The sequence below is a fragment of the Thalassobellus citreus genome (assembly GCF_044385915.1).
Lineage (GTDB): Bacteria > Bacteroidota > Bacteroidia > Flavobacteriales > Flavobacteriaceae > Thalassobellus > Thalassobellus citreus.
Map to the genome: position 1 here is coordinate 37,874 of NZ_JBISCC010000121.1, position 12,885 is coordinate 50,758.

The 12,885-nt window shown below is 30.8% G+C and carries 9 protein-coding genes; 2 read left to right on the forward strand and 7 right to left on the reverse strand.

Features of this window, described 5'->3' with window-relative positions; all coding sequences use genetic code 11:
* Nucleotides 1–57: 57 nt before the first annotated feature.
* From ACH5TX_RS06315 to ACH5TX_RS06330, 4 genes are all read right to left on the reverse strand, one after another.
* Nucleotides 58–1,515: an oligosaccharide flippase family protein gene (locus tag ACH5TX_RS06315; protein WP_439338685.1), complete on the reverse strand. Its 1,458-nt coding sequence runs from the start codon at nucleotides 1,513–1,515 to the stop codon at nucleotides 58–60.
* Nucleotide 1,516: 1 nt separating this feature from the next.
* Nucleotides 1,517–2,797: a glycosyltransferase family protein gene (locus tag ACH5TX_RS06320; RefSeq protein ID WP_439338686.1), complete on the reverse strand. Its 1,281-nt coding sequence runs from the start codon at nucleotides 2,795–2,797 to the stop codon at nucleotides 1,517–1,519.
* Nucleotides 2,798–2,837: 40 nt separating this feature from the next.
* The gene (locus ACH5TX_RS06325; RefSeq protein ID WP_439338687.1) at nucleotides 2,838–5,276 is read right to left on the reverse strand and encodes a YfhO family protein; all 2,439 of its coding nucleotides are present in this window, start codon (nucleotides 5,274–5,276) and stop codon (nucleotides 2,838–2,840) included.
* Between the two features lie 117 nt (nucleotides 5,277–5,393).
* Nucleotides 5,394–5,651, reverse strand: coding sequence for a DUF4834 family protein (locus tag ACH5TX_RS06330; protein WP_439338688.1), 258 nt, complete (start codon nucleotides 5,649–5,651; stop codon nucleotides 5,394–5,396).
* 170 nt (nucleotides 5,652–5,821) lie between these two features.
* Between ACH5TX_RS06330 and ACH5TX_RS06335 the strand changes: the two genes are divergently transcribed.
* Together ACH5TX_RS06335 and ACH5TX_RS06340 are read left to right on the forward strand one after the other, a co-directional pair.
* Nucleotides 5,822–6,850, forward strand: coding sequence for a transporter (locus ACH5TX_RS06335; protein ID WP_439338689.1), 1,029 nt, complete (start codon nucleotides 5,822–5,824; stop codon nucleotides 6,848–6,850).
* A gap of 23 nt (nucleotides 6,851–6,873) precedes the next feature.
* A complete protein-coding gene (locus ACH5TX_RS06340) occupies nucleotides 6,874–7,995 on the forward strand; it encodes a GTP cyclohydrolase (protein WP_439338690.1) in 1,122 nt (373 codons plus the stop codon).
* A gap of 56 nt (nucleotides 7,996–8,051) precedes the next feature.
* Here ACH5TX_RS06340 and capB read toward each other — a convergent pair whose 3' ends face one another.
* From capB to ACH5TX_RS06355, 3 genes are all read right to left on the reverse strand, one after another.
* Nucleotides 8,052–9,311: a cysteate-C-fatty acyltransferase gene (gene capB, locus ACH5TX_RS06345; protein WP_439338691.1), complete on the reverse strand. Its 1,260-nt coding sequence runs from the start codon at nucleotides 9,309–9,311 to the stop codon at nucleotides 8,052–8,054.
* A gap of 263 nt (nucleotides 9,312–9,574) precedes the next feature.
* Nucleotides 9,575–10,612 carry a cysteate synthase gene (capA, locus tag ACH5TX_RS06350; protein ID WP_439338692.1) on the reverse strand — a complete coding sequence of 346 codons (1,038 nt, stop codon included), beginning with the start codon at nucleotides 10,610–10,612 and terminating at the stop codon, nucleotides 9,575–9,577.
* Nucleotides 10,613–10,694: 82 nt separating this feature from the next.
* Complete coding sequence (locus ACH5TX_RS06355; protein ID WP_439338693.1) at nucleotides 10,695–12,833, reverse strand: S9 family peptidase; 2,139 nt, start codon at nucleotides 12,831–12,833, stop codon at nucleotides 10,695–10,697.
* Between the last annotated feature and the right edge of the window lie 52 nt (nucleotides 12,834–12,885).

Genomic DNA, 12,885 nt, shown 5'->3' on the forward strand with positions numbered 1-12,885 from the left:
GCCCTTCGGTAAGTTCGCCTCAAAGCAACACCGAGGGGTTTTCTGTTTTTAAGAATATTATTTAAATTTCAATACTCTCTTTATAAGTGCCGAAATATCTTCAGAAAAATTAAATCTGAATATTACAAACACATAAACAATCGTTATTAGCAACGTTTTTAAACCAATATTTACAATAGGGTGAAACGGAAACTCCCAAAAATAAAACAACACAGCACATACTAGTATCAACATTGTTATTCTTAGCGTATTTACTGTAAACGGAAGAATTTTAAAGAATTTATAAACGAAGAATAACTTAATAGAATTATACGTGAATATAGCAATAAAAGTTGCTATTGCTGCACCATTGATACCGTATAACGGAATAAAAATCATATTGAGGCTCACCATCAATACCACCAAAACAACACCTAAAATCAACACCACTCTATAATAATCACTATTAAACAAAATAGCATTATTACTACCAAGCAGAGAATCATAGAGTTTAGCAAGACTAATTAATAATACTACAAGTAAGCCCGAGCTATAATCTTCAGAAATAAAAAGATACAATTGGTTGATATTTAAAATAATCAATAAAAAAATAAAACCACCAACTATAAACAAATTTAACGAGCTACGCTTATACAAATCATCTAAAGCACCTAAATCATTCTCGTTTAAGTACTTTGCTGTTAACGGCATTAATATTTGATGCATAGAGCGTTGAGGCACCGCTATAACTGCCGAAACAAAAATAGCAACACTATAATATGCCACATGCTTTATTGGAATATATTTCCCTAACATCACTTTATCGACATCTAAAAGAATAGTAGCTATAGAACCCGCAATGATTATTAAAAAAGAATATTTTAAAATACTGCTTAGATTATTAATCTTCTTAAACGTAATAACAGGAAATTTTATACTGAATGCATATATTTTCATGATTAACATGCGCAAAATATAGACACACACCAAACCAATCATGAATTGTTCTACATTTAAAACTTCAAAATGCAACATAAACAACAATACCATAGCTCCTACTCTATGAAATACTTCTTTCATAAAGTTACCAAACACAGTTAGCATTTGCACTTTTGCCCATGCAAAAAACACTTCAAAATACGCCAAAGCTATAGCTATAACAATGGTGTGCCATAAATAATCTTTTATAATAGCATTTTCTGTAGATAAATAATCTCCAATAGTTTGATATCCTACGTAACTAATAAGACTTAAAGGAATTATTATAAACAATGGCAAAAACAACATAAGCGTTAAAAAACTATTTAACGATACGCGTGTTTTAAATGACGTATAAAACTTGACTAAGGTATTATTTACGCCAAATGCCATTAACGGCATTAATACATAGGCTAAAGAAAGCATAAAGCTAACCATACCATAATAATCATCACCAAGAAAATTAATGTATAAAAACAAGGTATTTATAGCACCTATTCCAAACCCTAAATAGGTTGATATAACGTTTTTAAAAGATTGAGTAACTACAACACCCATTTTATATTAACTTAGATAAAGATTCTGTTAACGCCTTTCTATGATATTTCTGCAAACCTATTGGATGCGACTGCAATGTTTTATTTTGAAAAGCTTTATAATGCTCTAAGATAATTTTTTTTAACGATTCATAATCATCATAATTAAAGTAGTTTCCGGTATTGGTTTCTTTAATAATTTTTTCAACATCAGAGTCTTTGGGTCCCATTGCTAAAATAGGTCTACCTGAAACAATATACTCAAACAACTTACCTGGAATAATACACTTTGTATCTTCTGAATCTATTTCAATCAATAATAATAATTGAGTTTTTTTCTGATATTTAATTGACTCTATATGCGAAACATAACCTACATTATCTATATAACTACTTAAACCATGTTTTTCAATAGAATTAAGCACATTTTCACTAACAGAACCTACAAAAGTAAGCTGAAAATTAGCAGCAAACTCAGCATGCTCGTTTACTAATTCCGATAGTACTTTCCACAAAAATTCTGGATTTCTTTTTGATAAAAGCGATCCAATATGTGCTATTGAAAATTTAGAATCTAGCGTAACATTTTCTACTTTTTCATAATCATAACCATTGGTAATAACATCAATTGGTTTATTTGTTATTTGCTGAAATTCCATTTTTGTTACCGAACTCGTCACCACAATTTGATTGGCAGTATTTAAAACTTGAGCTTCTAATGCTCTATGTTTTTCTTTTGAAGACTCGGTAAGTTTAAGTTGTTTATGATAGCCTATAGTTGTCCACGGGTCTCTAAAATCTGCAATCCACTTCACTCCCAACCTTTCTTTTAACTGCAAACCTATTAAATGTAAACTATGTGGCGGTCCTGTAGTAATAATGGTTTCTATATTCTCTTTTGAAATATATTCTGAAAGAAAAGAAACAGAAGGTTTTACCCAACTTTTTCTAGCATCTGGAATAAAATAATTACCACGAATATAAAGCATTAACTTTTCAATAACACTTTGCTTCTTTTGCTCTGGAATAATACCTTTACTTATAGTTTTTGATGCTTTTTTTGAAAACACACCAGCTAATTTATAAGGCTCTTTAATAGGTTGTTTTAAAATAATAGCATCCTTTAAAACTTCTTCAAGCAAACTATTATCAACAATAGGATAATTAGGATTTTCTGGAACATAAACGATAGGTTGAATATTAAATTCTGGTAGATATTTTACAAATTTCAACCAACGCTGCACTCCTGGACCTCCCGCAGGTGGCCAATAATACGTTATAATGAGTGCTTTTTTTTTATCCATCTTTTATTCCTGCAAAACAGAAGCCCTTTTAATTCAAGTTTCAATCACGAGGTTTAATTTCTCTATTTTTAAACTCGTAAAACAAGCCTCCTAGTAACAACAAGCCAAATAACAACGAACTTGCCAACGCTATAGAGCTCCCTGTTTTAACAACATCGGGATCAAACCTAAACTCAATAGTATGCTTTCCTTTTGGAATCGACATACCACGTAATGTGTAATTTACACGTATATGCGTAGTTTCTTTCCCATCTATAAAAGTTTTCCAGCCATTACCATAATACACTTCAGAAAACACAGCAAAACCATCGTTTGAATTATTTGATTGATATTTTAAATAGTTAGGTTGATGCTTCACTATTTTAATTGACGCTAAAGAATCTACAGTATATCTATTAGGAAGCGACCTATCTATATCAATCTTCGCTTTTGTATAAATAGCAATGTTTTTATTATCTAAACTATCTAACCGCGTAATCTCTTCATTAGCAGACTCTACTTGCTTCAACTCTTTCACAAACCAAGCTGCACCATTAGCAGAATCATTATTATAATTAAATACAGTTCCTTCTTTGTCTTGAGCTACAACATATTTAGTATTAAACATATTTAACACATTTATATTATTTCTTGAAATATGCCAATCAAAAACTTCACGATAACGCTTTAATTCAGCCGCATTATAACCATTTAGCGAATTATGAAAGTATGATGGTTTTGAACGCCCTGAAACTAAATCGTAAACCCTATAATAGGTTGTGTCTTTTAAAATTTCTTTATCAGCTTCACTAGCTTGAAATGGTTTATTCACTTGAATTGCTGACACAAAATCACCATTATTAACATAACGTCTATCAACACCAACTAAATCGAATAATAAAAGAATCGCGAAAGCAACGATAACCCACTGTTCTTTCAACTTCTCTTTTAGAAACATAAAAACAGCTCCCGCAGAAAGCAAAACTAAAATTAATGTTCTTAGAGTATCACTAGTATAAAGTGATTTTCTATCTTTAACCAAAGCATCAACAAATGATTGTCCATAACTTTGACGATAATAACCATCATTAACACCTACAAAATCAAATAACGAAGACTTAAACAACAGAAAAGCAATAGCAAGACCTCCTGTTATTCCTAGGGTATATTTTAAAGCTTTTAGTTTTTCTTCTTTCTTTTCAAAATCATTAAACAATCTAACAAGTCCGAAAATAGCTAAAGCAGGAATACATAATTCTAAAATAACTTGAATAGAACTTACCGCTCTGAATTTGTTATAAAGTGGCACATAATCAATAAAGAAATCGGTTAAAAACCCTAAATTCTTTCCGTAAGATAATAATAGTGACATTAAAGTACCACCAACAAGCCACCATTTTAAGCGCCCTTTTACTAAAAACAAAGCAAATACAAATAAGAATAAAATAACAGCTCCAACATAAGCAGGCGCTTCTACAATTGGTTGATCTCCCCAATACATAGGCGCGTGTTTAGCTTGTTCTGCAGCCTGCGTAGTAGTTGCTCCTAGTTTTCTAAAAGCATCATAAGTTGCCGAATCTTTACCAACATCTTCTCCGTTACCACCTCCCATAAAACGTGGAATAAACAAATTAAATGTTTCTGTAATTCCGTAGCTAAACTGAGTAATATAATCTTTATCTAAACCAGAAGTAATCTCTTTTGGTGAACCATCAGGATTAATAGTAAGCTCACTTTTACCACGCGTACTCTCTTTTACATATTCTTGAGTCGCTAAAATATTTGTAGCATTTAAAGCTATCGACAATACAACAGCAGTAACCAAAATACCAACCGATTTAAAATAATGTGGTAGCAACTTCTTTTTATAAGCATCAATTAAATAAACAATTCCTAAAACAACAACCAATAGCAATAAGTAGTAGGTCATTTGAAAATGATTAGCCACTAACTCTAATCCCATAGCAACTACTGTTAACAAAAAACCTTTAATATATTGTTTTTGAAATGTTAGCAGTATACCACCTAAAACCAATGGCATATACGCAATAGCATGCGCTTTACTATTATGTCCAACTCCTAGAATAATAATGAGATATGTTGAAAACCCAAACGCTATAGCTCCCAAAGCAGCGAGTTTAAAGTCTACTTTTAAAACCAACAACAAAACATAAAACCCGATTAGATATAAAAACAAATAATCTGCTGGTCTTGGTAAAAAACGTAATGCTAAATCAAGCTTTTTTATATAATTATGAGGATATTTTGCCCCTAATTGATAGGTTGGCATACCTGCAAAAGCACCATTTGTCCAATAAGTCTCTTCACCCGTTTTTGCTTTAAAATCTTTTTGCTGCTTGCTCATGCCTATATATTGCATGATATCGCTTTGAAACAATTGTTTTCCTTGTAAAACAGGATTAAAATAGGCTAATGACAAAACAACAAACCCTATAAGAATTAGGATATGCGGAAGTATTCTTTTTATTGAAAATTGCATGGAAATGTTTTAAAAACAACGAATGTGAAATTATGAATATTTTTTTAAGAATTATATAAATTGAAATAATAAATTAAAATAAGATGTTTTCCGCTTTCGCTAAAACATAACACACTCCTATTCTACCTCTTCAAAATCTACATAATCACCAACATCCTTATTAGAAGTTTTGATGTTTGGCATTTTATCAATAGTAATCTCCCCTTCTTTTTTAGATGTTTCTTGCTGCTGACGCTGATTATTAAATTGCCCCCCAAAACGCTCTTCTGCTTTTTTTGCAGCATATTTTAACATAAAAGGTGCAAAAATTCGTGAAAACACCTTTATAAGATAATAGATTACTACAATTATAAGTATGGTCCTTAATAAACCCATAAATAAAACTTTTATTTTAATTTTAAAACAAAAATACAATTCTATACGTTTAAAAAACATTGAAAAATGATAAAAAAAGTATAAAATATCTATATTTGAGAACCCATTAAGAACCCTACTAATAAAAACACAAAATCGATCTATTTATAGATACATCTAAATTTTTAAATATGACCCCAATTAAATCTACCCTGCTCATATTACTTAGCTTAATTACAACACAGGTTTTCAGTCAGTATACAGACGTTATAAATTCTAATAGACCAGGTGTTTCAAGAAGCGCTTTTTCTGTTGGAACCAATGTTGCTCAACTTGAAGTAGGTCCATATATGATAAAAGAAAAAAGAACTCCTGCAATACCATATGAAGTATCTGGAGTTGGATTAGATTTTGCTGCTCGTTATGGTTTATTGTGGGAAGAATTAGAATTAAATATCGAAGGCACTTTCCAAAATGACAAAAAAACATTTAATCAAAATTTGTTAACCGAAGACAAACGAGCAAATTTTAAATTTTTAAGCATTGGCGCTAAATACTTAATTTACGATCCTTATAAAAACTCAGAAAACGACAAGCCAAATTTATATAGCTGGAAAGCAAACCATAGATTTAAATGGAATGAGTTAATTCCCGCAATATCAGTTTATGCAGGCGCTAATTTTGACACTAAAAACAATCCATATACCGCTACAGGCATTGATGGTTTTAGCCCAAAAATAATGATTGCAACACAAAACAATTTCGCAGGCGGATGGGTGTTTGTTATGAATTTAATAAAAGATAGAATAGGTACAGATCAATCTGATTTTCAATACATTTTAACACTAACCCATTCTTTCAATCCTAAATGGGTTATTTTTGGCGAAACACAAGGGATTAAAAGCGATTTTTATGCAGATAACCTTTTTAGATTTGGAGGCGCTTATTTATGGGGGAAAGATTTCCAATTAGACACCGCTTTAACATTTAACACTAAAGATACACCTTCTGTTTTAGGTGTAAATTTCGGAATGTCATATAGATTAGACTTTCATAAAGACAAAGAAATTGACAATGGAACGTCTGCTGAAGCCGAAGGCAAAAGAAGATCTAACCGCAATAATAGCAATAAAAACAAGAAAAAGAGTAAAAAAAATAGCGGTAGTGGAGAAATTATAAAAAAACAAAAACGAGATGATACCGATTTTGGCAACAATTAAAAGTCAAAATTCATAAACTTAATATGATTATACTAAAAGAAGTACTTACAAAAAAAGACTTAAAGGCATTTGTCAAATTCCCTTTCAAACTATATAAAGATTCAGAATATTGGGTTCCTCCTATTATTAGTCAGGAAATAAAAACCTTCGACAAAAAAGAAAACCCTGTTTTTAATGACGCTGAAGCTAGATTATTTCTTGCTTATAAAGACAATGAAATTGTAGGTAGAATTGCAGCTATTACAAATTGGCTAGAAATTAATGGTCAAAATCTAAAAAAAATGCGTTTTGGATGGTTTGATTTTATTGATGACCTTGAAGTCTCTAAAACGCTATTAAATAAGGTTGCTGAAATTGGAAAAGACAAAAACCTTGAATACATGGAAGGACCAGTTGGTTTTTCTAACTTAGATAAAGTTGGAGTTATGACCGAAGGGTTTGAAAGCATTCCCCCTATGGTTACTTGGTATAATTACTCCTACTATGTAAAACATTACGAAGCTGCTGGTTTTCAAATTGAAAAATCTTATTCTGAAAGTAAATTTCCTTTTAAAAATGTAAAACCAGAATTCTTTTATAAAGCTCAAGAACTAATAAAAAGACGCTATCAGCTTAAAGCATTGAAACTTACAAAAACAGAAGAAGTTATGCCTTATGTTGACAAAATGTTCGATTTATTTAACGAAAGTTATGCCTCTTTATCTTCATTTGTAGCTATAAACGATATACAGAAAGCATATTTTAAAAAGAAATTTATAAGCTTTGTCAACCCAGAATACATCAAATTTGTAGTTGACAAAGATGATAAAATGGTAGGTTTTGCTATTGTAATGCCAGCTTTTTCTAAAGCATTGAAAAAAATAAACGGTAAACTTTTTCCTTTTGGTTTCAGACACATTCTAAGCGCAAAGAAAAACAGTAAAGATGTAATTTTTTACCTAATTGGTATTCACCCAGATTACCAAAACAAAGGTGTACATGCTGTTATTTTTAATGAATATTACGAAACATTTAAAGAAAAAAGCATAGAAACCTGTTTTAGAACACCTGAACTAGAAGACAATCATGCTATTCATCAAATTTGGAAACATTTTGATCCAGTTGTTTACAAACGAAGAAAAACATTCAGAAAAGATATTGCATAAAAAAAATCCGACTCTATAAAGAGTCGGATTTTTAGTTTTTATAAAATAACTTATAACTACTCACCCATTGCCGCCATTACAGCTGCAGATAAACGCTTGTAAGTTCCATTTTCTAATCTATCTCTAATAGCTTCAAAAGCTGCTAAAGTTTCAGCTACATCTTCTAATGTATGTGTTGCTGTAGGAATTAATCTTAGTAAAATTAATCCTTTAGGTATCACAGGATAAACCACTATAGAACAGAATATTCCGTAGTTTTCACGTAAATCTCTAACTAAAGCCATAGCTTCAGGAATACTTCCTTTTAAGTATACAGGAGTTACACAACTTTGAGTTGTTCCAATATCAAAACCACGCTCTTTTAAACCAGATTGTAATGCATTAACATTTTCCCAAAGTTTATTTTTAAGTTCTGGCATTGTTCTAAGCATATCTAAACGCTTTAAAGCACCAACAACTAATTGCATTTGCAGTGATTTTGCAAACATTTGAGAACGTAAATTATATTTTAAGTAATCAATTATTTCTTGGTCTGCAGCAATAAAAGCACCTGTACCAGCCATAGATTTTGCAAAAGTTGCAAAATACACATCAATATCATCTTGAACGCCTTGCTCTTCACCTGTACCTGCTCCTGTAGCTCCTAATGTTCCGAAACCATGCGCGTCATCAACAAATAATCTGAAATTAAATTTTTTCTTAAGCTCAACGATTTCTTTTAAACGTCCTTGCTCTCCTCGCATGCCAAACACACCTTCAGAAATAACTAAAATACCTCCTCCTGTTTGTTCAGCCATTTTAGTAGCTCTTTCTAAGTTTTTTTCTAAACTTTGAACATCATTGTGCTTATAAGTAAAACGTTTACCCATATGCAAACGCACTCCATCAATAATACATGCATGTGCATCAACATCATACACAATAATATCATCTTTAGCTACCAAAGCATCAATAGTAGACACCATACCTTGGTATCCAAAATTTAAAAGATACGCAGCTTCTTTACTCACAAAAGAAGCTAATTCATCTTGAAGCTTTTCATGTAAATCTGTATGACCAGACATCATTCTTGCTCCCATAGGATAAGCAGATCCATAATCTGCTGCTGCCTCTGCATCAACTTTACGTACTTCAGGATGATTTGCTAAACCTAAATAATCATTAATACTCCAAGTGATTACATCTTTTCCTTGAAATTTCATTCTATTAGAAATTTCTCCTTCTAACTTTGGAAACACAAAATACCCTTCAGCTTGAGACGCCCATTTTCCTAATGGCCCTTTATCTTTATAAATCTTTTCAAATAAATCCTTCATGTATTATAATAATCTTATTGCTATTAAAATTTAAGACAAACTACCTAAGAGTCATTGCTTTTTAAGGAAAAACAAAAACATATTTTTAATGTTTAAGCATGTTTAATGAAAGCTTTTTGTCCTTGGTTAGTTCTTGCAAAATTAAATATTTATATTGTTTGTACATAATTTTTAGCCTTCAATTATTGATAAAATAAAAAAAGAGATAATATTTTAACATCACCTCTTTTTTTATCATATTGAGAACCTAGTACTTACAGGTATTATTTTACGTATTGTATACTTTCTGATACTTCATTTTTACTATCAAAAAAGCCTTGCTCTGTCATCCATTTATCACTATAAACCTTACTCATGTAACGAGAACCGTGATCTGGGAATATAACAACAATATTATCATCCTCACCAAACTCTCCTTGCTCATTTAATTGTTTTATAGCTTGCATTGCTGCACCAGATGTATATCCCATAAAAAGACCTTCTGTTCTAGCTAATTCTCTTGCTGTATGAGCACTTTCTTCATCAGTTACCTTAATAAACTCATCAATAACATCGAAATTAGTTGCTGTAGGAATTAAGTTTTTCCCTAAACCTTCAATTCTATATGGGTAAATTTCTTTTTTATCAAACTCTCTTGTTTCATGGTATTTCTTAAGTACCGAACCATAAGCATCTACTCCAATAACCTTAATATTTGGATTTTGCTCTTTTAAATATTTAGCTATCCCAGAAATAGTTCCCCCTGTACCACTACATGCAACAAGGTGCGTTATTTTACCTTCTGTTTGTTTCCATATTTCCGGACCAGTAGATCTATAATAAGCATCAACATTTAATTGATTAAAATATTGATTTATATATATAGAACCTTTCATTTCACTATGTAATCTTTTTGCAACTTCATAGTATGATCTAGGATCATCTGCACTAACATGAGCAGGACAAACATAAACTTTTGCCCCCATTGTTTTAAGCATGTCTATTTTATCTGGAGACGATTTAGAACTTACAGCTAAAATACAATCATAGCCTTTAATGATACTTACCATAGCTAAACTAAAACCTGTATTACCTGAGGTTGTTTCTATAATTGTATCTCCTGGTTTTAAAATACCTTGCTCTTCAGCTTGTTCTATAATATAAAGTGCTATTCTGTCTTTACAAGAATGTCCTGGATTAAAGCCTTCTACTTTACTAAAGTAATTCCCTTTAAAATCTTTAGTTATTGTATTTAACCTAATAAGTGGTGTATTACCAATAAGATCTAATACGCTATTTACTACTTTTGGATTATCTGCCATAAATTGCTTTTTATAAGCTACAGTAATATTACTAAAATTATTTGTAACCTAAAACCTGACAAAAATAAAACTTTTTTTTTTATTACCTATGAATTCCTTCTAAATCTAATAAAAAAGCATATTCTAAGGCTACTTCTTTAAGGCTTTCAAAACGTCCTGAAGCCCCGCCATGACCTGAATCCATATCAATATGAAGTAGTAATTTATTTTTATCAGTTTTTAATTCGCGAAGCTTAGCTACCCATTTGGCTGGTTCCCAGTATTGTACTTGTGAATCATGCAAACCTGTTGTTACCAACATATTTGGGTATAATCTTGCCTCAATATTATCATATGGAGAATACGACTTCATATAATTATAATATGTTATTTCATTAGGATTTCCCCATTCATCATACTCGCCCGTTGTTAACGGAATGGTATCATCAAGCATGGTTGTAACTACATCGACAAATGGAACTGCTGCTAAAACCCCATTATATAATTCAGCGTTCATATTAATAATTGCTCCCATAAGTAAACCGCCTGCCGATCCTCCGTAAGCATATAAATGTTTATTTGAAGTGTAGTTTTGCTCTATTAAAAATTTTGAACAATCTATAAAATCGGTAAACGTATTTATTTTTGTTAATAATTTTCCGTTTTCATACCAGTCTCTACCTAAGTATTCTCCGCCTCTAATATGCGCAATAGCATATATAAAACCTCGGTCTAACAAGCTTAAACGTACTGTTGAAAAAGATGGATCTATTGTAGAACCATAAGAACCATAAGCATATTGTAACAATGGATTTGTACCATCTAACTTAATCCCTTTTTTATAAACCAAAGATATTGGCACTTTTACACCGTCTCTAGCTGTTGCCCAAACACGTTTAGATTCGTAATTTTCTTTATTAAACGTACCGCCTAATACTTCTTGTTCTTTCTTTTTTTCTCGTGCTTTTGTCTTGAAATTATAATCTATAACAGAACTTGGTGATGTTAACGAGTTAAATCCGTAACGTAATACTTCGCTATTAAAATCTGGATTATTACCCAAGTACGCCGTATAGGTTTCAGAATTAAAAGGTAAATAGTAATCTTCGTTACCATTCCAACTTATAATGCGCAATTTATTAAGTCCGTTTTCACGTTCATTAACAACTAAATAGTCTTTAAAAATTTCAATATCTTCTAATAAAACGTCTTTTCTGTGCGGAAGCACTTCTTGCCAATGTTTTTTTTCTGTTGCATCTTCTTTTGTTTTTAACAACTTAAAATTAGTGGCACCATCTTTATTAGTAATAATATAAAAGCTATCATTATAATGAGCAATATTATATTCTAAGTCTTTTGTTCTTTCCTGAAACAGCTTAAACTTATCATCAGGCGTATCTGCATTTAAAATTTGATATTCTGAAGACAATGTACTTGATGACCCAATAACTATATATTTCTTAGATTTTGTTTTATAAACAAAGGTGTTAAAGGTTTCATCTGATTCATAATAAACTTCAATATCTTCTTTAGAAGAAGTATGTAACTTATGCTTAAAAATTTTATGAGAACGCAAAGTTACTTCATCTTTCATTGCATAAAACAACGTTTTATTATCGTTTGCCCAAGTAGCACTGCCTGTTGTGTTTAAAACTTTATCTTCATAAACCTCACCTGTAATTAAGTTTTTTACTTGAAGCGTATATTGTCTTCTACTAACAACATCTACAGAAAATGCTGCTAATTTATTATCTGGACTAATAGAAATACCACCTAAATTAAAATAAGCATGATCTTTAGCCATGGCATTACAATCAAACAGAATTTCTTCAGGAGCGTCTAATGTTTCTTTCTTACGAATATAAACAGGATAATCTTTTCCTTTTTCATAACGCGTTAAATACCAATAACCGTTTAATTTATAAGGAACGGAGCTATCATCTTCCTTAATTCTGCCTTTCATCTCTTCAAATAAATCCTTTTGAAAAGACTCTGTATGCTTCATTACATCTTTGGTGTAATCATTCTCTGCATTTAAATACTCAATAACTTCAGGGTTCTCTCTATCATTCAACCAATAATAATTGTCAATCCTTATATCTTTATGTTTTTCTAATTTTTTAGCTATTTTTTTAGCTACAGGAATTTTTATAGTAGTTATATCACTATTCATTTTGATTTCTTTTTTACAGGAAACGGCAAAAATAGAACTTAGCAACAAAACAATGGTAAGGTTTTTCATTTTTCGTATTATTTACAATAAATTTGCAGATATTAATTAAAAACTAAAATAT